The following is a 21,077-nucleotide window of genomic DNA, read 5'->3' as shown; positions in this document are numbered from 1 at the left end:
GGATTTGCAAAGACTGCAAAGTATTATACCCATTAACAAATGAGTATTTTAGACCAGAAAAGAATAAAACTGGTTGGAGCTACATTTGTAGAAATTGTATTAGGAAAAGAAATAAGCAGTATTATGAAGAAAATCGAGAGAAACTTATTCGTGCAGCGCGAGAAAGAGCGTTAAGAGATCATGAGAAATACAAGCGAGGACAGAAAAAGTGGTATTACGATAATCTCGAAAGAGAACGAGAACGACATAGACAGTGGAACAGAGAACATGCCGATTACTTAAAAAATTACACATGTGATTATAGAAAAAATAATCCTGGCAAAGTTAAAGAATATAACGAGAAACGAAAGGAAAAGAATCATGATATTACTCCGAAAGAATGGATTGCATGTAAAAATTACTTTGATAATGCGTGTGCATATTGTGGAATGACATATGAAGAACATAAGATAGCAGAGGGTCAGGATCTTCATAAAGAACATGTCATACACGATGGGCGAAATGATTTAAAAAATTGCGTGCCAAGCTGTCGGAGTTGTAACTCAGAGAAAAATACAAGAACATTAAACGATTGGTATAATAAAAATAATCCAAAATATACATATGAGCGCTATTTTAGAATCTATCAATGGATGAGATATGATTGTCTTAAATTTATAAAAAAGAAGAGAAAGAAAAAGACGACAAGAGGTGATTAAATGGAACTAGGTAACATGATTTTCGGCAACTCAAGAGGAGAGCATCCAGTAGATCGAGCATGGCAAGATGATTTCTGTCAATTCCTTTATGATTGTGGTCTTGATGGACGAGGTTATTATGACAAAGAAGACCAATATCAAACTAGTCGTGGTGGATTCGAAAATGATGTATTCTTGGTAAATCCATATGACTGGGATGCAGATTGTACTTGTGGGTTTGATGATATGAATTATGAGTGGTGGGAAGAAAATCAGCATACAGATGGTTGCTTTTCTAATAGAATTAAAAAGTATGAAAATGAACTTAAACAAAAAGGTATTGAATGGTTGAGCAAAAAATACATAACTTTAGTAGATAATTGGGCAAAAGTAAATGGCTGGGAACATGGATGGAATGGCTGCGCTTTCCATTGCGATTGTGGTGTACATAAGAGGTATGATGAATGGGCTAAAAACAAAGGACATAAAGACAATTGCCGATTGATACAACCGAATTTTTGGTATAAGCCAACGGGGTTTAGATTGAATTTTTATAAATACCCATTAAGAGATGCATATATGAATCAAAATATTACATTTGAAGAATTAAAAAAGATTATAGAGCATTGTAAGGAATCTATACTGGGGAATAAAACTCTATAAAAGATCGTTTGATTGAAATTAAAAAATAAAAATTAGGAGGTTGATTAATTGAGTAAAATTAAAGTGTGTTCTTTGTTTAGTGGAATTGGTGGGTTTGAAACAGGTATTTTTAATGCAATTGGTAGAGAAAATGTTGAAGTAGTATTCGCAAGCGAAATTGACAAATACGCTACCAAAGCATATGAAATAATTTACGGATTTAAGCCTCATGGAGATATTACAAAAATTTCAGCAGAACATATACCAGATCATGATGTATTAGTTGGAGGATTCCCTTGTCAGGCATTTAGTGTAGCTGGGAAACGACTAGGATTTGAAGACACAAGAGGGACACTATTCTTCGAGATTGTGCGAATTGCAAGTAAGAAGAAGCCAAAGGCTTTGATCTTAGAAAATGTAAAAGGTCTTGTGAATCACAATAAAGGAAGTACACTTGAGACAATCTTATTAACATTAAGCGATATTGGATATGTAGTAGATTTTCAGGTAATAAATAGTAAACATTTTGACGTTCCACAAAATCGAGAGCGAATAATTATTGTAGCACTCAGAGATATTGAAGCTGAAGAATGGATTATTAGTGGTAATGATATTGTAGCAAAAGCGAAGAAAAAATTGAAAAACGCAGATGGAATTAAAACATTTAATTTTAAATTTCCTGAGCAGAACAAAGTAAATAAAATTATAAAAGACATATTGGAGGATAATGTTGATGAGAAGTATTACATAAGTGAGGAAAAAACAAGAAATCTTCTAGAACAATTAACAAGCAAGCAACAAGAAAGTCTAACCGATAGAAGCATAATTGATCCAATGGCAAAAGGAATGGACGGTCTACGGATTTATAGTGACATGTGTCCAACTTTACAAAGTAGAGATTATAAAGAACCTCGAAAGGTAGTAGAAATTGATTTGCAACAAGTGGGATACATAGATAAAAACGCTCAGGGTAATAGAGTTTATGACACAAATGGAATCTCAGCTACCGTTGCTAGTCAAACAGGTGGTCTTGGTGGTAGTGGTGGAGGAGTTTATTTAGTAAAAGAACCAGAATTGGCTATGGTGGGACTTCTTGATATTAAAGGAAATGAATGCATAAGGAGGGTTTACGATCCAGAAGGAATTTCACCGACAATCACAACAATGGAAGGTGGCAATCGAGAACCCAAAATTATTGTAGAAGACAATGATTATCTTAGCTGCAGTTTTAGAACCAGAAGCTATAAAGGACAAGAGCAACAGTTAGAAATCAGAAGTGATGCAGTAAGTAATACTATCACTTCAGTATCAAAGGATAGTATGATTTTAGAAAAACCAAAATATCGAATTCGCAAATTGACCCCATTAGAATGTTTTAGGTTACAGGGATTCCCTGATGAATATTATCACAAGTTAGTTGAAGCAGGAATCAGCAATTCGCAACTATATAAAATGGCTGGAAATGCGGTAACAACGAATAAAATAACAGCAGTATTTAAAAATTTGATTAATTACATATAAAATAAAAATAAATAATACATATATTGACCAACTTCTCCGCTCTTGATAAAATATAGGTAACTAAGTATGGGCGAGGAGATGTTTCAAATGAGAAAGCAAATACCTGAATGGTTAACAAACGTACCTAATGAATTGTACGCTGTATTCGAAAATGCACTTGCCGATGGATTATTTGAATCTTATGAAGATATTACAAAAGAATTTGCGGTAGAGGAAGCCAAATACATAATTAGTTGTTTTAATGAAGGAGGACATCGTTTAAACGAATTACTTACTAGCGATGATCCACTTGAGAGAAAAGAAGCCAGAGAAGAATTAAATGAACTAAAATCTTATGTAGCCAAATTCTCAAAGAGACAACGATCAAAAAGTAAAAAGCGTTATATTGTATTATGTGGAAGTTGTGGAAAACAGACTGGTTCTACGTTGTATAAGGGAATTCATGATAAATGGCTTGATGAAAGCAATAAATACCGTTCTCGCTGCTGTAAAGCTAATCTGATTAATGGAGGTGAGTTTAATGTTTAAGGATGAATTCCAATATAAGTTTCATTTTAAAAAAAATAATAACTAAAAATTTATTGTAGACAACAACAGATAACCATGCTATAGTAAGAATGTGAGAGCGAGGTGAATAAATGACAGCAATGAGATCACCACCCTGTACAAGTTATGAGTAGACATAAGAATAAAAATAACTTGTATAAAATAAAGGGAGGATATATACATAATGGCAGAGAATAAAGGTCTTGGCTTACCTCAAACAAAAGGTGAATTTAAGCTTCGTGGTCTTGTTACTGGAATGAAGCGTGACAATGCATTCAAATCGATTGAGACAAAAAGCAAGAAAGATATGCGCATTTTAAATTTCGGAGTAGAAACTGCACCGGAGTCAACAGTTTATGTAACAATTCAGGGCATGGAGCGAGATGAAGTTTACTTTAGCAAAAAATCTGAAGTTAAAAGGCAAAAGGGTGAGACAATCAAAGTTCCTTGGAAAAAACGTTTTGATGCACAACCAGAAGGCTTCAACCCAATTGGATTGAAAATTGGTGTTGAGAAAGATGATGATGGCAAGAACATTGTTAAGACGCTTGTTGAATATGATGCAGCAGGTCATGTATATGATCGTCTTGAAGATGGACAGGGAGTATTTGTCCGTGGCGAGCTTGAGTTTTCGTCGCAAAAAGTAAACGATGGAGTCAAACGTACAAAACGATTTAATGTAAAGCAACTTTATTTGGCTGACAGCGTTGATTTTGATGCAGAAGACTTTAAAGAGCTGAATGACTTTAAACAACGCATTATTTATATGGGCATTCAAAAAATTGATGATAAAAACGATCCACGTTTTGAAGTATCAGCGAAGATTGTTACCTTCAAAACTGTAGAGGATACCGAATTTATCATTCGTGATGCAAGTTTGGCAAATATCTTCCGCAAAGAATTGAAGCCATACACGGCAATTGATGTATGGGGCAATATTTACAATAAGATTGATTCTGAAGAAGTGCAAGAGGCAGCAAAGTCTGTATGGGGACAACAAGACTCTTTCAAGCAAGTGAAAAATAATTATATTCGAGAACTTGTTATTACTGGTGCAGATCCAGAATCAATTGATAAGGAAACATACAGCGAAGAAATCATTGAAGAAGCTCTGCGTGTATATAAAGAATTTGGTGAGTCTAACGATAGTGCTGGCGGTTCTTGGGGTTCTAAACGCGAGAATGACTCTTCAAGCTCTGATGATGACGACTTGCCGTGGTAATTAAATAAATATAATAAATATATGGAGGGAATATTTTGGCTAAAGCAAAACGAGGTAGCGTAGTTAAAAAGGGTCTTAAATTTTTCGTCTATGGGGAACAAGGAACTTGGAAGTCTTCATTTGCACTAGGAATGGCGAAAATGAAATCCGAAGAAGGCAAACCATTGCGAGTTTTATACATAGACTGCGAAACAGGTAGTGTTGATAACTACCTTGAGGATCTTGAAAATGAAGGTATTGATTTGAATAACATCCTCTTGGTGTACACAACTTCGTACTCTGAGGTTGAAGAGTGGGCAACAAAAGCCATGAATGACGAAGACCTCTACATTGAAGACGAGGACGGTAATGAAGTACTTGCACTGGATGCAGAAGGTAATCCGTTCAGAGCAGATGTAATTGTGGTCGATGGTATCACAGTTATTAGTGATAACGTAAAATTTGCTGCAATTGGGGTATCTGAAAAACGTGCACGACTCAAGGCCAAGGCACAAGAAAAGAATGCAACTGAACAATTTGTTGCAGAAGCAACGGCAGGACTTGAGTTTAAAGATCATGACAAGATAAAAATGAAGGGTAAAAATCTTTTGCGTAGCCTGATTACAGGTACTGATAAATATGTTGTAGTGACTTCACGCGAAAAGACTAAAAAAGTAATGCAAAAAGTTGGAGACAAAATGGAATTGGTGGAGGTAGGAAAAGTGCCCGACACATGGGAGGGTGCTGAATATGAATTCTATACTGTACTCCGCAACTTTGAAGACGAGGATGGCACGATCAAAGCTCAAATCATGAGAAAAGATCGGACACGAGTTTTTGAGCAAAATGAAATTATTGAAAATCCAACTCCTTTGTACTGGCAGTCAGTAATTGAAAGCAATCGAGGAAAGAAGTCAGTTGTTGTAAAGGAATCGCTCGAATCGAGCGTTGAAAAGGACGAAGATGTAATTGCTAAAGGCTTTAGCAAGGTAGAGGAATCGCCTACACAAGCAGAAGAGGAGAAGCTGCCTGAAACAGTGGATGAATATCGAGCAGTAATTGACAAGCGTATCAAGAGTCTGTCAGATGCAAAGAAGAAGGCGCTAGTTCCAAAAGTCAAAAAGGCTGGACTACCAATGGATTACAACAAAATTGATGACATTAGTATGTTGCAAAAGTTCTATGAAGTAGTAACCGAATAAACACAACCGAATAGGGGGGAATTTTTTCTCCCCTATTACTTTCATAGAGAGGTGTGGAAATGAAGTTAAAATGTAATTACTGTGACCCTACAGTCAAAAAGGGGCAAAAACAAGTAAAATCAATCGATACTGATGTAGATGATTACATTAGAGATCCATCTACTAAAAAATATTACCATACAGAGTGTTATAGATTGCATTTAAAGCTTCGCAAGGGTATGACAAATGAAGAAGTAGAACGAATGGTTTCTGAACGACTGGCTGCTAGGGAGCAAGAAATGCAAGAGAAAGTCGAGAGAGATCGTTTTTTTAAATGGTTAATGGAATATTATGATTCTGATTTACCATCTTACTTTTATATGAAAGTTAATTCAGTAAGAACAGGGGAGCATAAGTTAGTTAAGGAACCCGTTGATTATGCCACCCTATTAGACATTTATCAGCATATGGCAAATTATCTTGATAAATTAGCATTAAAAAAACAAATGTCTGTAAGCAACCGCATGAATTATGACTTGGCTGTAGTAATTGGCAATCTAGGCGAATATAAACGGTTTAAAGCTAAGCAGATGATGAGTGATTCTGAAACCAAAGAAATTGAACAAAGAATTGAAGATCGGAAGATAATTGAACGTATACATAAAAATAATCAAGATAATAAGCATGAAAATTTTAGTATAACTGACATCATGGACGAACTACTCTTGTAGGAGGTGGCTACTATTAGCAATCCAAAAGACATGTATGACTTGACGAGTGAAGCTTTGTTTGTTGGCAGTCTGTATGCAAGGCCAATTTTATATGTCGATTATGCAGAACTCATAAAATCAAAGTATGACTTTGAAGATCCAGATACCAAGTTTCTTTACGATTCATTTGAACTATATTACAAAACATTCTCCCAAGAAATAAGTGAAACGAAAGTAAATATTTTTATGAACCAAGATCCTGACAGGAACAAGCAGTACAGGAAAATTGGCGGCTGGAAAACAATCGAGAAACAGATTGAACTGGCTGACCCAGATGACATTAAGAATTACTTCGACACTATTAAAAAGTATTCGCTTCTACGAGAGTTTCACAGAAAGGGGTTCCCAGTTGAAAAGTTAATGCAGCATAAAGCATTCCCCAAAATGAAAGCAGAGGATATTGTCAGATTTATGCGTTATAACGTTGACAATATCAATACTGTGATTGGTGGAGGCAAATCTGCATCGCTATTGGGTAAGGATTTTAAAAAGAAATTAGCTAAATGGCGTGAAGCACCTGATATGGGTGTTGAGTTTCCCTTTCCTATTTGGACTGAGTTATTTCGGGGATTTAGAAAAAAGAAACTTGTTGTTGATGGAATGTTAAGTAATGAAGGTAAGTCAAGGCGCATGGCTAAAATTGTTAATTATTTGGGGGTGCTAAAAAGGATACCTGTTCTTGTCTTGGTTAATGAACAGGATGAAGATGAATGGTACGCCATGCAAGCATCAACGATTTGTAATAATGCCGAGTTTGGATTTAACTATGACATAAGAGAATACGACATAGTACTTGGCAATTATAAAAGCGAAGAAGAATTTGAATACATATGTGAGACAATCGGAAGTTGGGTCGAAGAGAATCACAAAATTTACTTTTTGGAACTAAACCAGTATTCCGATGATGATCTCGAACGCGAGATTAAAAAACATGTTCTTGGCCTTGGTGTTCAATATGTTTTTTATGACACACTTAAGGGCTATAAAACTGATAACTGGGAAACGGTAAAGCAAACGACAACAAAGCTTAAGGATCTTGCAAATGAACTGAATATCGGCGCATATGCCACTATCCAATTAACAGATGAAACAGTTCTTACCGATGTAGAAGACCTTACTTCAATGAATATTGCAAATGCAAAGCAACTTAAACACGTTGTAGATCATCTTATCCTCGAAAAGCGTATTGATAAGTCCAAATACGACAATTACATGATTAAAAACCAATGGGGAGAAATTCCTCTTGATATAAATAAGACTTACTACGGTCAAAAAATTGATAAAAACCGTGGGGGTGGGAAAGGAATGGTTTTGGTAACAGAAGTTGATCTCGACAGAAACATTTGGAAGGAGGTTGGCTATCTGATTCGGAAACCAAGAGAGAAAAAGAAAAGGGCGTAGGTGAATATGCCACATGGATACACAAGAATTAAAAGAACGAATCATTCTCGAAGAAAAGATTAGAACGGTACTTGAAGAGTTGGGCATGCACAGTATAAAAGAACATAGTGATTATTTTACATGTGGGATGCCGGATGGGGACAATAAGAGAAGCACAGTAATATATAAAAATAACTTGTATGTTGATGCTCATACAAGGAATATCAGGGATCAATATGGAGTTTCTGATATTATCTCCCTTGTTACTTTTGTTAGAGGAACATATTTCAGCGAAAGCGTGAAATGGCTATGTGACCTTTGTGGATTTGATTATTATGGCAATCAACAGGAACAGTCAAAACTAGCCAAATGGGTACGGGATATGTGGAAGTCATCATCAGAATTACAAGAGGATGAAGACAAGCCACTTGAACCGATAGATGAGAGTATCTTAAATTACTTTGGTCGATACGCTAATCCACTTTTCTATAAAGACGGTATTAGTTACGAAACGCAATGGGAATTCCATTTGGGATATGATTTGGCATTCCATATGATCACAATTCCCATTTATGATGAACTGAATTCTCTCGTCGGCGTTAAAGGAAGATTGTACAAAGAAGTTATCGAAGAACATGAAAGCAAGTATTTTTATATTCACCCATGTTCAAAGTCTAAAATCCTTTATGGGCTGCATAAAACGATGCCATACATTAAAGAGAAGAATGAAGTGATTGTATGCGAATCCGAAAAGGGAGTGCTTCAACTGTGGAGCATGGGAGTAAAAAACGCAGTCGCTATATCTGGACATATTTTGAGTAAAACACAAGTCCAAAAATTAACGCATCTAAATGTGCCAATTGTCATTGCTTATGACCAAGGGGCTGAACTTGATAAAGAGGGGAAGGTTGACAAAAATTTTTATAGAGGAGAGTTTGCAAAATTCTTGCCTCAACAAGAGCTGTATTGCGTGTATGACAAAGGCGGGAAGATATTGAATCCCAAAGAAAGTCCGATGGATGATCCAAATAAATGGGAGGTGTTGTATGCTAACAAGATCAGAATTAGATAAATTTAGTTATAGTAGATTAAACACTTTCATTCAATGTCCAATGAAATACTTTCTCAAGTATGTGAGTGGCAATTATACTGAAGAATCGAAATTACATCTTGAGTTGGGGAATATACTGCACAAGGGTCTGGAAATTAAATATCGAAACATCATTGAAGGTAATAAACAAAATTATACATACATAAAAGATGTGATAACATATGGGATTGCCGAAGACACAGATAAAGACAAGGGAAGATTTTTAAATGGCATTACACAGCTAAAACGAATATATGGGGAAGAATCTTTTTTTGAAGCTGGCAATAAAAGTGGTCTAACATACGAAGAAAAATTGGGTATCTTTTTTGATTATCTAGAAGAAGACCATGATGATGATTGGCAGCCGATACATGTAGAATTTCCATTCTCATTTGTATTTGAAGATCGAGTTATTTTAGAGGGATTCATTGATCGAATTGACCAAAACAAAAAAGGTGAATTAACGGTTGTTGATTATAAATCATCAGATAAAAGGTTTGATCAAAAAGAATTGGCGACACCCTTGCAAATGGTCATATATGCTTTGGCATGTAGAGCACTTTTCGGAAAAGTCCCAGTAGAATACATGTACGATTTAATTTTATTAGGGGATAGACAATATGCATGCACAAGTGGTTTTCTAGATAGAGGAGTTAAAAAGTTGCATAAAGTATTGGATGAAATAGAACTGTGTAAAGTCACAGGTGAATGGAAGCCAAAAGCATCACCATTATGCTGGTGGTGTGAGTTTTCAGGACACAACGAAGATAACCCGTGGTACACGGCTGGATTGTGCGAGTATTATAGTTTATGGAGTCCACATAACAAAACATTTGAGAAACACAAAGAATACAAATAAAAATTATTTGAGGTGATTATTTGGGTAAATTCTCTAGCTTACACAATCATACATACTTTAGTCTATTAGATGCTGTAATGTCACCAGAAGAACTGGTGCAACAAGCTCATGATCTTGGTTTTAACGCTGTTGCCATTACAGAACATGGAAACATGTTCTCATATGTTCGTGGGTATAAAAAAGCTAAAGAACTAGGTATTAAGTTTATCGCCGGATGCGAAGTATATGAAACAACAGATATGGATTATAAAGAAAAGGATTCGGACAGATACCATTTGATTTTACTCGCAAAATCTGAGGAAGGATTGAAAAATTTATTCCGAATTGTCTCTGAGGGCAACACACGAGGATTTTATGGTAAGCCCAGAGTAGATTTGAAGACTATTGCAAAGTATTCAAAAGATATTATTGCGATGTCTGCTTGTTTGGGTGGTCGCATCTCCAGATTGCTTTATCGATCATGGTGTAAATGTTGCGGTGGTGATTCCTGTGAAAACTTTACTCCAAAGTGGGATGAAGCTAAAGTATGGGTTAATAAATACAAAGAAGTATTTGGTGACAACTTTTATATTGAATTGCAAAGCCATGATACCAAAGATCAAGCAGAAGCGAATAAGAGATTATTGAAACTTGCTCAAGACACAAGTACAAAATACACTATTACCTTTGATACTCATCTGCGCGATGGTAGTGAACTTCAGAAAGATATTCATCGAAAGTTTATTCAGATTGGACAGGATCGAGAAGTTGGGGAGACATACGAAGGCTGCTGGCAAACAGATATTGAAACTATACATCAAGTGATGGATAAGCAAATTGGCTATGATGCTGTAGAGATTGGAATTGCAACAACTGATGAGATTGCAGAGCAGTGTAATTTAGAAATCAAATTGCATCAAAATTTAATGCCACATATTAAGATTCCAAAAGGGTTTCAGAATGAGCAAGAATACTTAAAACATCTAGTCAAAGAAGGTTGGAAGAAACGTGGATTTGATAAATTGCCACCAGAAAAGAAAAGGCAGTATAGAAATCGTTTGTTAAATGAATTCGAGGTACTTGATTATTTGGGATATTGCAGCTACTTTATCATGCTGAAGCAGTTAATTGATAAAATTCGAGAGCGCAATATCCCTCTTGGCTATAGTCGTGGATCTGGTGCTAACTGTTTAACCCTATACACATTGGGAGTAACAGAGGTAGATAGTATTCGCTGGAATCTAGACTTTGCACGATTTGCTAATAAGGGAAGAAAAGGCTCGCCAGCCGATTATGACATCGACATAAGTAAAGCGAGAAGACAAGAAGCTTTAGAAATTGCTGTTGAACTATTTGGAGTGGAGAATGTAGCACAAGTGGCTACGTTTAACTCCTTATCTCCAAAAGTATGCATTCGTGATTTAGGGAAGATTTTCGACGAACAAGGAATTTATAACATCCCTTATTCAATTCGTGATAAGATTGCAAAATTAATTCCCGATGATCCAAATAAAAAAATGACCATTGAACGTGCTCTTGAAGCATCATCCGAACTTCAAAGGTATGTTGAAGAGTATCCATTGTTATTTGAATACACGAAGTTTCTACAGAACCTACCCAAATCAGTTGGATGTCATGCTGCGGCAGTTATTATTGCTCCTACGCCGATTACTGATTATTCACCAGTCATGTACAACCAAAACGGTAATTTAATGATGCAAATGGATATGTACAATGCAATGGAAGATTTGGGACTGGTGAAGATGGACTTTCTTGGCCTAAATACTCTTGATGTTGTAGAAGACACACTTAAACTGGCAGGGTTAACATGGGACGACATCAACCTTAGCAAGTTAAATCTTGATGATGAGAATGTTTATAAAGAGATTTATCAGAAGGGCAATACGTTAGGGGTATTCCAAATGGAAGCATATGTAGCACAGGAAATGTTTAAAGCAATGAAGGCCGACAGTATTTACGACATATTTGCAGTAAACGCAATGAACCGACCTGCGGTATTATCTGTTGGCATGGACAAAGATTACATAAGGAACAAATTAAATCAAGAGTTAATCAAATATATTCACGATGACCTTAAGCCTATTCTTCAAGGGACATATGGGGTTATGTTGTATCAAGAACAAGCACTAAAAGTATTTGGTCTTGCAGGATTCGCAGAAGATGAGCAGGACAATGCTCGTAGGGCTATTGGCAAAAAGAAAGCAGATGTCATGGCAGAGCAATTTGGCAAGTTTAAAAGCGGTTTGGAGTTGAGAAACTGGCTTCAAGATCAAATTGAAGAGATGTGGAAGTTAATTGCTGCTCAAGCCGAGTATTCATTTAACCTTGGTCATAGTACAGCATATGGATTGCTTTCTTATGTAACAGCTTGGCTCAAGTATTATCACCCAGTTGCATTTATGACAGCATTGCTTAAATCAGAGATTGGCGATTATGAGCAAACATCCAAGTATATTAATGAATGTCACCGTATGGGGATAAAAGTCCTTGCACCTGATATTAATAAATCTGACAGGTACTACTCGAAGGTTGGAAATGACATCCTGTTTGGATTTGAATCAATCAAAGGTGTAGGGGAAAGTGCAACTATTGCAATCCTTGAAGAAAGAACTAAGGGCGAGTTTACTGGACTCAAAGATTTTATAGAGCGATGCAAAGTAGACTCGTCAACAGTGATTGCGTTAATCAAGAGTGGTGCATTTGGGAGCAATAAAGATGAGTTGTTATTGGAATATGCCAAGATGGATATGCCAACAGGAACGTTTAAGCCATCAAAGACTTTGCCCAATAAACAAAAACTGCTTGAACTTGGAGTTATTCATTCAGATGAAGAATTTAAGGACAAAGAGAAATGCTTAACTAAGTACAATAGCTATAAGTTAAAAGAATTCGAAGATAAATTATCTGAAAGGCAATGTAAGCATATAAACGAGTTTAAAGAGAAGTACATGGGATCACCAGAAATGTACGAGTATGAGACACTTTCAATTTTTATTAATGGGAACCCATTTGATGATGTCAAGCAGCACTTTAGGCCATTTTCATATTACGAAGATAATAAAAAATGTGTAGTTGTCGGAACCATCACATCTGTAAAGCGAAAAAAACAAAAGAATGGAAAGCCATATGCTTACATTGAATTACTGACACCATCAGAGGGCATTATTGAAGGAGTAATCTTTAATAACCAACTGGTTCAATACCAAGACATCATCGAGAAGGGAAGTAATGTTGTGATACTGGCGACGAAAAGCGGAGGGCAATTCAGAACGGAGCAAATGAAGATATTAGAGCAATGGAAGTCAGAAAGAGGATTGAAATAATAACCAAAAATATGTTGTAATAACTAAAAATATATGGTAAATTAAAAACAAGAGGAAAACAGAGAGGAGGGTCATGATGAAAGTAGATACGAAATCACTCCATCAAGAACGTAAATCCAATACATACTACAGTAACACAAAGACACGAGATCAGCAGCCAGATTTTAAAGAAGTACTTATGGAAACTATACAGAATGTGTCACGGAGTCATCGGTTGTATAGCAAATAAAATTAAAAAGGTATTTCATTTAGAAAATGTAGTGGTCGGTTTTGCGCCCAAAGAATAAAATGGAGTCACAATTGCTAAAGCATGACTTTGATTGGTGGAGAGAAAAGCGTATTGATCGTAACTATATCAATAAGTTAATCAAAACATATAAGGGAAATTGCAAATTGTAAGGGGGAAATAAGTTGGATAAAGAACTACTAGGAAGTCTTGAATTGAATCGCATTTACCAAATGGATTGTTTAGAAGGTATGAAGCTAATTCCTGATGGCGATATTGATATGATCCTTTGTGATTTACCTTATGGTACAACGCAAAATAAATGGGATTCTGTAATTCCGTTGGATAAACTGTGGGAACAATACGAGCGAATCATTAAGGACAATGGTGCAATTGTACTGACTGCATCTCAACCATTTACTAGTGACTTGATTAACAGCAACAGGAAATGGTTCAAATACACATGGACATGGGATAAAGCGAATCCATCAGGATTTTTAAATGCTAAAAAGCAACCACTTCGAGTTACTGAGGATATCGTTGTATTTTATAAAAAACAATGCACGTATAATCCTCAGATGGAAGTAAGAGGTAAACCTCGCAAAAAAGGTGGATATATTAAAGGCAATGGCACTGAAAATTATGGTGACTTTCATAGCGTGGAATCAGTGAACAATGAATATTACCCAAAGAATCTTATTCAATTCAGTAATGCGAATAGAGCAGAAAAACAACATCCTACACAGAAGCCTGTAGCTCTATTTGAATATCTTATTCGAACATATACTAACGAAAATGAGATTGTCTTAGACAATTGTATGGGATCTGGAACCACCGCAGTAGCTGCATTAAAAACAGGACGTAAGTTTATTGGATTTGAAACGGAAACAAAATACATAGAGATTGCAAATAAACGCATTGAAAGCACATATGATGAATTAACTGATCAAAAGTTGCTTAAAGATTTACAATAAAATGGATATTTGATTTGATTTTAAAGAAATAAAAATTAAAATATAAAAATAAAATTAACCAAAACTAAGGAGGAATTGTAATACGTGGAATTGACAGACGTAATTTGGAGGGTTACGTTGCAGAGTTTCCATGTGAAAATTCAATGATGAAGGCAATTCAACGTGCAGGAGTTGAAATTCCAGAAGGTTGGACTAAAAGCAAAGACAACTTTATTGTCAAGTATGATGAAGGACGAGTGTTGACCGTTCAGTTTTACGACTGGGATGATGAAAAAGAGTTTGGCGAAGAATTTGAAGTAAATTATGATGATGTCCACTGCTGGGCATAAGAAAGGAGAAAAGTTATATGTATTTTAATGATTATCAAGTAGGAGATCGGGCTGAGGTAATTTCAACAAGTTTTGACACCGACAAAAGACAGCTTTATGGTCGAGTTGGTGAAATCATTAATATTAAAGGTAGTAGTCTTAGATTGAGGTTTGATGATGGTTATGAAACATGGCTTCCTGTAGAAGATTGTGTAGAGTATTAAAACATATGGGTGGGGAACTTCTTGTTAGCACGAAAAGAGATCAAGCGTAGCATCAAAGAATTTTGGAATTCTTTGTGTAGTCCTTGGTTTTGGTTGTTTTATCTAATTGTATCTCTATTATCATACATTGTCTCTATTATTACAGGGTGGGACATGGGAATTTCAATGGGTGCAGTTATTGGAGCTTTTGTATTACTTGTTATGCTGTTTATGATAATTGCGCTTATAAGGCTCATAAGAAATAAAATTAAAACAAGGAACTAGATTAATGACAACAAATGAGTAAATAATAATATAAATAGTATTGTTTAATGGGCTTATTTAGGAGGTTAAATATAATGGACTTTAAGAGAGTTATTATAAGACCTATAACTCAAACCATTAATATTGGCGGAGAAGTATTTTGTGTATATTGCTTAGAAAAAGCAAGGAAGCACGTTAATTTTGCTGAGGAAAACGACTATTATTGTCTTTGCGATACAGCCAAGGAAGAACAGAAATTGCGCGAAGAATACGCATGGATATATAGCCATTTGTTAAAAACCAAAGAAGATGAGTTGGAGAGGTTTAGACGAAAACATAAAAACGACTCGCAAATTAAAGAACTTCAAATGCAACATGATCTTAAGATGTTGAATAAAAAATATGGGATTGCAGATATGTCATACATTTCTTACCCAGTATTTAAAAATTAATAGAAGGGCAGATGTGAAACTATATGATTTATGGTTGCGCTTGATGTTCCGCTAACAATCGCCAAAGCTTAGAAATTCAACACAAATACTTGAAGGATAATAAAGCAATTGAGATTGTTGAAGAATTTTCAATTGAAACAGCAACAAATAGACCAAAGTTAAACGAATTAATCAATAGTCTTCAAGAAGGAGATAAATTGGTTGATATATCGGCTGGGGAGAGATGCTATTGAGATTAAGGGAGTTGTTGATAAAATTAACCAGAAGAAAACGACTCTTTTAATTTTAGATGCGATTGAATAGATTTGCCCACTTAAGTAAGTGGGATACATAAGGAGATAAAAGAGATGTTTCATTAGGTCTTAACAAAATGTGTAAGGAGGAAAGACGGATGGATAAAGAACAGGCTCGGCAGAACGTGGAGAGATTTATTGCCAAGAGAGACTACACTTACACGGTCGATCAGGTGGTTGAAAACTACCTGAAATACTACAAAAAGGGATGTTACATCAGTCACTCGATGAAAGATTGCGTTAAACATCTGAAAGCTGAACTTGAAGTGTTATCTCAATAGTTAGGACGGAGGGTTGGTATATGGCAAAAACTCTATGGGGCTGTGGGGATTGCGGAAACCCTTATGAAGATGATTTACACAGACCACAACCTAAATGCCCTGACTGCATGAAAAAAGAGGTCTTATCACAATAGTTAGTCTGGATAGAGCCGATCTATCCAGAATGCTCAAATTGAAAAATCAGGAGGTATTAAATATGCCAATATTGTCTTTTCCTTGCCCGAAATGCAACGAGTATAACCATGTGGATTACACCGATTATGAACCCGAAGAAGCTGTAAAGGAGAATAAAGGGTTTTTCGAAGAGTGGAATTGCAAGTGTGGCAAGAAGATGAAAACCGTAGTATGGGTAGCTGTAGTTGATGATGATGAACAAGAGCTAATTACCACTGTATAATTTATCAAACTGTGTATTAAGTAAAGTGGGGATTTGAATGTTGTCGCTGAGAGAATAAAGGAGGAATGTCATTTGGTTAAACAGTATAAAGAGATTAAATTCCTACTGGGCTCTTCCATAGACGAAGCGGTAGAAGAACTCCTGTCTTATAAAAACGAAGGCATCCTAGCTTGTGGTCAATTCAACGGTGCCACCTTATATTCAGATACCGTTACAATCGATGATGCCTATAAAGAAATAACAGGCAAGACAAAGGCTGAGTTTGACACTTATTTGAACGGTGGAAGTCACTAGGAGCGACAATCTCGCTCCTAAGCACTACAGGAAATTGATATTCATATCCGTTCCACTAGTGATCCAGTTCCACATATCATTCAAACTCTTAAAGAAACACTGCCAGAATATAAAGAATAGTGGAATGACGGACAATAAAACCGAATGAAACCAACATTGCATTAGGTTTTGTATAGAGGAGGCACAAATGGACAGATTGAAGAAAATTAAAGATCGTCTTTCGGAAACTGGGAAGGGTTATGATTTAACAAAAGACGTAGAAACTACTGAATTATTTTCAGATGTTGACTGGCTTATAGAGTCTTTGGAAAGTGCCATTAAAGCGAGAGATATACATTACTACGAAAATGAAAAGTTACAGAATCGTTTAAACCACGTACATGGATTGGCAATTAGATATAGTTATAAGTTGATTGAATAATACTTAGACCGATTCGAGGAGTAATCAAATATAACCTTATAAAACTCAATTTGATTTAGAAAGGAGAATTGCCTTGAAAATAAAAATTATCAACGGTAATGATTGGTATAAAAAAGAAGTGGACAAAGAGTACTTTGTCATTGATGGTCAAAAATCTCCTAACGGCTGGTATTGGGTGAAATCTACAAGTAGAGAAGATTATGCTGTTCATGAGGATGATTGTATTGTAATTGATGATGACCCAACACCAAAACCGGAATTGAGTTTTTGGGGATTGCAAACTACATAAAGCCTTTAAAACTCAAATTTGATTGGAAAGGCAGTGCTTATTATGGGTGTGGATTTAAAGCTTTGCAAAGAATGTTTAGATATTCTCCATGCTGGAGATGAATCTAAAAATATCCCTCCGATTAGTGATGAGTTATATGGATTATTTAACCAAGCAATTAGAGAATTAGAAGAATTAAGATATATAATAAACAAATTTTTAAGTGACTGGGAAAATAGCAATGAAAAAATTAAGAAAATCAACAATGATATTGATGAATTAAATAATAGGTATTTAGATAGGATATTTAGATAAAACAAGTCTTTCAATGGAAATAGGTGATGACATGCAGGAAGGGCAAATCGAACTGGATGAACTATTGTGTCCAAGATGTAAAAGTGAAGATACATACAGTGTCAATGACTGGTTAGGGAAAGAAATACGACAATGTGAAAGCTGCGACTGTATTTATGAGGTTATATACGACCTAAAAATAAGAGAAATCAGAATGAAATAACATTTTTATTAAAAAGGAGAAGATATATGAATATTTGGGAGGCATTGAGCAATCTACAAAAACATCAGATGCTTGAAGGCATAGCAAAAGATAATGAGTATGTTCAAGAAGTTTATATAAGATGGTTCAATGGCAATTTATATTATTGCGAATATGATGGGTTTCCAACAGAGAAATTTGATGCTGACATACAGACTTTAAAACTTTATGACTGGAGTTATATTAATTTGCCTGAATACACTTACGTCTATTTTAAACAAGCATATGATTGGCTAAATTTTGGTGGTGAAATCGAGTTAGAAATTGATGATAAGATTGTTGCATTTAACTCAAAGAATTTAGATGAAAAATTGACATGGAGAAAGATTTTTGAGGGCGAATGGAGAATTAAAAACTAGATCAAATGTCGATTTTATTGAAAATTATTAAAGGGGTGGCTATATTGGTCAATGCAACGATTGATTTCACTTTTGATGAGAACTTAGAACTGGACTTTATTCAAGATAGTTATTTCGAATGCACGTTACTTCTTAGGGGTGATGATAAGGTAGTTGAGATCCGGTTGGATAAAGAACAGTTGGATGATTTAAAGAAATTCATGTTAGTAAAACAGATTGTTTTTTGAATAAAATCAAATTCTTAAAGTAAAGGAGATACATATGGTAAAAGTAAAACTACCTAAAAAAATTGCAAACGATCTTAAGCTTATGCGAAAAATGGTTACTCATGAAAAATATCTATTTAACAAAGTATTTTACGAACTTTCAGGGGAAACAGTTGTTGGTTTTGACGATTTGCCGAAGGAACAAAAAGCAGATATTCATGATATAGTTAGTAGATTATATATTTTTATGAAAGATAATCCTAATGTTTACTATACAGCATTAATCAATGGATATGAAATCGAATTGACACCAGAAGAGAAACTTCAAGAACTGTATGACAACTATGAAAAGCGTTTTTTACTTTCGCAGAATAGTGCAGAAAAAAATTACTACCAAGGTGTTTGTCACGGCATTACAATTGCCCGAGAAAATCTAATCAAATTGTAGCTTTATATAAAAATAATATAATAATCGGAGGAATACAGGAAGTGGATAACAAACTTACAATATGGATTCACTATAAATTTTGCGAAGATATTCTAAATAAAATTAAAAATAGAATTAAAAGAACATATCTATTGGATGGTTATGGGATTAGAGCAGTAGACAATGGTGTTATCTTATTTTTTAACGATGAATCAGATGGGAAAATTGAAATCTTAATTTCACGACAAAAAGATACATACAATATTCAGGTTGCAGGAGAATTTGACTGGGAAGTTGTACGTGTATATCAATTAATCCAAGCATTAATCAATGATATTGTGGAAGGAGTGACATTAGATGAAAATCATCACATCTAATAATAAAAATTTCGTAATTGGCATGGTGGGGAAAGCAGGTGAAATCTCACAATATATTAAAGAGAATAAAAATAAATAGTAGACAATCATTAATTAAAATGTTATGGTTCAATAGAAAGGAGGACGAGATGGTACAGTTTTTCTTGCTTGCATTCGCATTACAAGCGAATGCTCCAGTATATCATATCACCGATCAGATTGTGGTGATGCAAGTCAAGAAAGATGTCGTGGCGGCAAGTCAAGAGGAAGATACATTTAAACCATATCAAATCAACCTCAGTTCAGAAGTACAGAAATACATATGGGATGAATCTAAAAAGTATGGCTTGTCTTTTGAACTATTGTTGGCAATTGCTTACACAGAGTCAAGATTTAATCCAAAAGCCGTTTCGTATGATAATTCCAGCATGGGACTTTTTCAGATCAATAAACGAAATACGGTTAAGTGGCTTAGTGAGCAAACAAATATTAAAAATGTAGATGTATTTAATCCTTACCACTCAACGAAAATGGCAGCATGGTATGTTAATTATCTCAGAAAGAAGTATCTGAATGAAGGTTATGACGAAGGAACGGTGACTAAGAGAGTATTGACAGCTTATCGTTATGGGATGGGATCAAGTAAACGAAAAAACATAGATAATAACTATGTTCGAGCAGTTCTTGAATATAAACAGAAACTTGAAAGAGGGGAAACTAATGAATAACGATCATCATTTGCATAATGAAATCCTAAATGAAATGCATGATATATACATTAAAAAGAATACAGATTATGGTGACTCATTCAGCGAGCAATGGAAAGAATATGGCCTATTGTCATTGATTATACGTCTAGACGACAAATTACGCCGATTAAAGCAGCTTTATAAAAACGAAGCGCTTGTTAGGGATGAAAGCATTCGTGATACACTGATGGACGCAGCGAATTATTGCACACTGGGCATTATGGAATTAGACAAGAGATCTAAGTACAAAAATGAACAAGTTCTACCTGCACCCACAGAAACAAAAACAATATTTTACGAGGGAGAAAAATTTATTAAACCTGAAATCTAAAATAAAAGTAACATAGAAAGTAGTGGATTTTGGAGGCAATTGAAATAAAACATACCCTATAGGGAGATGAAGAAAATTGCATTGGGAGTTAAATAGTGAACATTTAATTTGCAGTTTTCATAGTAATTGGAGATCTAAGAGTTTTACGTTGGGGGCAAATGTAGCAAGTGAAAATCTGGACTCCTATCGAGAATATTATTTGTTATTGCATCTTGGTTTTTGGCAATTGGCATTGGGATTTAGAGTTTAGATAAAAACCTAATTTGATTTGGAAGTGAAATTACTTGTGGTGGAAAAAGAAGAAGCCAAAATGTGAGCATAAGTGGCACAAGTTGCTGGAAAGACAAGAGTTTGTTTACGAGCATATTGGAGGATATGTTGATGGTGACTATGAGGATAGAGTTTATATATTTTGTCCTCACTGTAAAACACGTAGAGTAGTTAGCAAACTTGAATGGGAGTTAACTGAGAAAGAACAAGAAATTTTGAATCAAATCTAATTTTTATCGAAAATAAATTAAT

General features: G+C 35.1%; 27 protein-coding genes. All 27 read left to right on the top strand.

Annotated features, from left to right (window positions below):
* Positions 1–2: 2 nt before the first annotated feature.
* The 27 genes from EDM57_RS24020 to EDM57_RS04445 all read left to right on the top strand — a co-directional run bounded on the left by EDM57_RS24020 (position 3) and on the right by EDM57_RS04445 (position 21,055).
* A complete protein-coding gene (locus EDM57_RS24020; RefSeq protein ID WP_425455768.1) occupies positions 3–698 on the top strand; it encodes an HNH endonuclease in 696 nt (231 codons plus the stop codon).
* Positions 699–1,340, top strand: coding sequence for a hypothetical protein (locus EDM57_RS04575; protein ID WP_122903590.1), 642 nt, complete (start codon positions 699–701; stop codon positions 1,338–1,340).
* 48 nt (positions 1,341–1,388) lie between these two features.
* Positions 1,389–2,840: a DNA (cytosine-5-)-methyltransferase gene (dcm, locus tag EDM57_RS04570; RefSeq protein ID WP_122903589.1), complete on the top strand. Its 1,452-nt coding sequence runs from the start codon at positions 1,389–1,391 to the stop codon at positions 2,838–2,840.
* 87 nt (positions 2,841–2,927) lie between these two features.
* A complete protein-coding gene (locus EDM57_RS04565) occupies positions 2,928–3,368 on the top strand; it encodes a hypothetical protein (protein WP_122903588.1) in 441 nt (146 codons plus the stop codon).
* Positions 3,369–3,570: 202 nt separating this feature from the next.
* Complete coding sequence (locus EDM57_RS04560; protein ID WP_122903587.1) at positions 3,571–4,608, top strand: hypothetical protein; 1,038 nt, start codon at positions 3,571–3,573, stop codon at positions 4,606–4,608.
* 35 nt (positions 4,609–4,643) lie between these two features.
* Complete coding sequence (locus tag EDM57_RS04555; protein ID WP_122903586.1) at positions 4,644–5,789, top strand: hypothetical protein; 1,146 nt, start codon at positions 4,644–4,646, stop codon at positions 5,787–5,789.
* A 59-nt stretch (positions 5,790–5,848) separates the two neighbouring features.
* Positions 5,849–6,499 carry a hypothetical protein gene (locus EDM57_RS04550; protein ID WP_122903585.1) on the top strand — a complete coding sequence of 217 codons (651 nt, stop codon included), beginning with the start codon at positions 5,849–5,851 and terminating at the stop codon, positions 6,497–6,499.
* 30 nt (positions 6,500–6,529) lie between these two features.
* Complete coding sequence (locus tag EDM57_RS04545) at positions 6,530–7,939, top strand: replicative DNA helicase (RefSeq protein WP_122903584.1); 1,410 nt, start codon at positions 6,530–6,532, stop codon at positions 7,937–7,939.
* Positions 7,940–7,952: 13 nt separating this feature from the next.
* Positions 7,953–8,990 (top strand): toprim domain-containing protein, encoded by a 1,038-nt coding sequence (locus tag EDM57_RS04540; protein WP_122903583.1) that lies wholly within the window; start codon positions 7,953–7,955, stop codon positions 8,988–8,990.
* Entirely contained in the window at positions 8,965–9,867 is a 903-nt protein-coding gene (locus EDM57_RS04535; RefSeq protein WP_170163374.1) for a RecB family exonuclease, read from the top strand. The genes EDM57_RS04540 and EDM57_RS04535 overlap by 26 nt, the downstream gene beginning before the upstream one ends.
* 20 nt (positions 9,868–9,887) lie before the next feature.
* The gene (gene dnaE, locus EDM57_RS04530; RefSeq protein ID WP_122903581.1) at positions 9,888–13,190 is read left to right on the top strand and encodes a DNA polymerase III subunit alpha; all 3,303 of its coding nucleotides are present in this window, start codon (positions 9,888–9,890) and stop codon (positions 13,188–13,190) included.
* 411 nt (positions 13,191–13,601) lie between these two features.
* On the top strand, positions 13,602–14,390 hold the full coding sequence (locus EDM57_RS04525) for a DNA-methyltransferase (protein ID WP_246005737.1): 789 nt from the start codon (positions 13,602–13,604) through the stop codon (positions 14,388–14,390).
* 143 nt (positions 14,391–14,533) lie between these two features.
* On the top strand, positions 14,534–14,719 hold the full coding sequence (locus tag EDM57_RS04520; RefSeq protein ID WP_122903580.1) for a hypothetical protein: 186 nt from the start codon (positions 14,534–14,536) through the stop codon (positions 14,717–14,719).
* 17 nt (positions 14,720–14,736) lie between these two features.
* The gene (locus EDM57_RS04515; RefSeq protein WP_122903579.1) at positions 14,737–14,922 is read left to right on the top strand and encodes an ATPase; all 186 of its coding nucleotides are present in this window, start codon (positions 14,737–14,739) and stop codon (positions 14,920–14,922) included.
* Positions 14,923–15,260: 338 nt separating this feature from the next.
* Positions 15,261–15,617 (top strand): hypothetical protein, encoded by a 357-nt coding sequence (locus EDM57_RS04510; protein ID WP_122903578.1) that lies wholly within the window; start codon positions 15,261–15,263, stop codon positions 15,615–15,617.
* Positions 15,618–16,008: 391 nt separating this feature from the next.
* Positions 16,009–16,191, top strand: a complete 183-nt coding sequence (locus EDM57_RS04505) for a hypothetical protein (protein WP_122903577.1) — start codon at positions 16,009–16,011, stop codon at positions 16,189–16,191.
* Between the two features lie 196 nt (positions 16,192–16,387).
* The gene (locus tag EDM57_RS04500) at positions 16,388–16,588 is read left to right on the top strand and encodes a hypothetical protein (protein WP_122903576.1); all 201 of its coding nucleotides are present in this window, start codon (positions 16,388–16,390) and stop codon (positions 16,586–16,588) included.
* Positions 16,589–16,660: 72 nt separating this feature from the next.
* On the top strand, positions 16,661–16,882 hold the full coding sequence (locus tag EDM57_RS04495) for a hypothetical protein (protein WP_122903575.1): 222 nt from the start codon (positions 16,661–16,663) through the stop codon (positions 16,880–16,882).
* Positions 16,883–17,069: 187 nt separating this feature from the next.
* Positions 17,070–17,303, top strand: a complete 234-nt coding sequence (locus EDM57_RS04490; RefSeq protein ID WP_122903574.1) for a hypothetical protein — start codon at positions 17,070–17,072, stop codon at positions 17,301–17,303.
* A 73-nt stretch (positions 17,304–17,376) separates the two neighbouring features.
* Complete coding sequence (locus EDM57_RS04485; RefSeq protein WP_122903573.1) at positions 17,377–17,592, top strand: hypothetical protein; 216 nt, start codon at positions 17,377–17,379, stop codon at positions 17,590–17,592.
* 42 nt (positions 17,593–17,634) lie between these two features.
* The gene (locus tag EDM57_RS04480; protein WP_122903572.1) at positions 17,635–17,886 is read left to right on the top strand and encodes a hypothetical protein; all 252 of its coding nucleotides are present in this window, start codon (positions 17,635–17,637) and stop codon (positions 17,884–17,886) included.
* A gap of 228 nt (positions 17,887–18,114) precedes the next feature.
* Entirely contained in the window at positions 18,115–18,486 is a 372-nt protein-coding gene (locus EDM57_RS04475; protein ID WP_122903571.1) for a hypothetical protein, read from the top strand.
* A 261-nt stretch (positions 18,487–18,747) separates the two neighbouring features.
* Positions 18,748–19,140: a hypothetical protein gene (locus EDM57_RS04465; RefSeq protein WP_122903569.1), complete on the top strand. Its 393-nt coding sequence runs from the start codon at positions 18,748–18,750 to the stop codon at positions 19,138–19,140.
* A gap of 41 nt (positions 19,141–19,181) precedes the next feature.
* Positions 19,182–19,496: a hypothetical protein gene (locus EDM57_RS04460; RefSeq protein ID WP_122903568.1), complete on the top strand. Its 315-nt coding sequence runs from the start codon at positions 19,182–19,184 to the stop codon at positions 19,494–19,496.
* 128 nt (positions 19,497–19,624) lie between these two features.
* Positions 19,625–20,203, top strand: a complete 579-nt coding sequence (locus EDM57_RS04455) for a transglycosylase SLT domain-containing protein (RefSeq protein ID WP_170163373.1) — start codon at positions 19,625–19,627, stop codon at positions 20,201–20,203.
* Positions 20,196–20,555 (top strand): nucleotide modification associated domain-containing protein, encoded by a 360-nt coding sequence (locus EDM57_RS04450; protein WP_122903566.1) that lies wholly within the window; start codon positions 20,196–20,198, stop codon positions 20,553–20,555. The genes EDM57_RS04455 and EDM57_RS04450 overlap by 8 nt, the downstream gene beginning before the upstream one ends.
* Positions 20,556–20,839: 284 nt before the next feature.
* Positions 20,840–21,055 carry a hypothetical protein gene (locus EDM57_RS04445; RefSeq protein WP_122903565.1) on the top strand — a complete coding sequence of 72 codons (216 nt, stop codon included), beginning with the start codon at positions 20,840–20,842 and terminating at the stop codon, positions 21,053–21,055.
* Positions 21,056–21,077 lie beyond the last annotated feature (22 nt).

The sequence above is a fragment of the Brevibacillus gelatini genome (assembly GCF_003710935.1).
Classification (GTDB): Bacteria; Bacillota; Bacilli; order Brevibacillales; family Brevibacillaceae; genus Brevibacillus; species Brevibacillus gelatini.
The sequence above is the reverse complement of the archived record's forward strand: the minus strand, read 5'-3'. Positions and strand labels throughout refer to the sequence as shown.

Bases quoted from the DNA above. Each gene is read 5' to 3' on its own strand.
- EDM57_RS04560 (WP_122903587.1), top strand. From the start codon at position 3,571: ATGGCAGAGAATAAAGGTCTTGGCTTACCTCAAACAAAAGGTGAATTT.
- EDM57_RS04510 (WP_122903578.1), top strand. From the start codon at position 15,261: ATGGACTTTAAGAGAGTTATTATAAGACCTATAACTCAAACCATTAAT.
- EDM57_RS04490 (WP_122903574.1), top strand. From the start codon at position 17,070: ATGGACAGATTGAAGAAAATTAAAGATCGTCTTTCGGAAACTGGGAAG.
- EDM57_RS04565 (WP_122903588.1), top strand. From the start codon at position 2,928: ATGAGAAAGCAAATACCTGAATGGTTAACAAACGTACCTAATGAATTG.
- EDM57_RS04455 (WP_170163373.1), top strand. From the start codon at position 19,625: ATGGTACAGTTTTTCTTGCTTGCATTCGCATTACAAGCGAATGCTCCA.
- EDM57_RS04575 (WP_122903590.1), top strand. From the start codon at position 699: ATGGAACTAGGTAACATGATTTTCGGCAACTCAAGAGGAGAGCATCCA.
- EDM57_RS04545 (WP_122903584.1), top strand. From the start codon at position 6,530: ATGTATGACTTGACGAGTGAAGCTTTGTTTGTTGGCAGTCTGTATGCA.
- EDM57_RS04500 (WP_122903576.1), top strand. From the start codon at position 16,388: ATGCCAATATTGTCTTTTCCTTGCCCGAAATGCAACGAGTATAACCAT.
- EDM57_RS04465 (WP_122903569.1), top strand. From the start codon at position 18,748: ATGGTAAAAGTAAAACTACCTAAAAAAATTGCAAACGATCTTAAGCTT.
- EDM57_RS04480 (WP_122903572.1), top strand. From the start codon at position 17,635: ATGGGTGTGGATTTAAAGCTTTGCAAAGAATGTTTAGATATTCTCCAT.
- EDM57_RS04450 (WP_122903566.1), top strand. From the start codon at position 20,196: ATGAATAACGATCATCATTTGCATAATGAAATCCTAAATGAAATGCAT.
- EDM57_RS04505 (WP_122903577.1), top strand. From the start codon at position 16,009: ATGGATAAAGAACAGGCTCGGCAGAACGTGGAGAGATTTATTGCCAAG.
- EDM57_RS04475 (WP_122903571.1), top strand. From the start codon at position 18,115: ATGAATATTTGGGAGGCATTGAGCAATCTACAAAAACATCAGATGCTT.
- EDM57_RS04515 (WP_122903579.1), top strand. From the start codon at position 14,737: ATGTATTTTAATGATTATCAAGTAGGAGATCGGGCTGAGGTAATTTCA.
- EDM57_RS04540 (WP_122903583.1), top strand. From the start codon at position 7,953: ATGGATACACAAGAATTAAAAGAACGAATCATTCTCGAAGAAAAGATT.
- EDM57_RS04535 (WP_170163374.1), top strand. From the start codon at position 8,965: ATGCTAACAAGATCAGAATTAGATAAATTTAGTTATAGTAGATTAAAC.
- EDM57_RS04550 (WP_122903585.1), top strand. From the start codon at position 5,849: ATGAAGTTAAAATGTAATTACTGTGACCCTACAGTCAAAAAGGGGCAA.
- EDM57_RS04520 (WP_122903580.1), top strand. From the start codon at position 14,534: ATGATGAAGGCAATTCAACGTGCAGGAGTTGAAATTCCAGAAGGTTGG.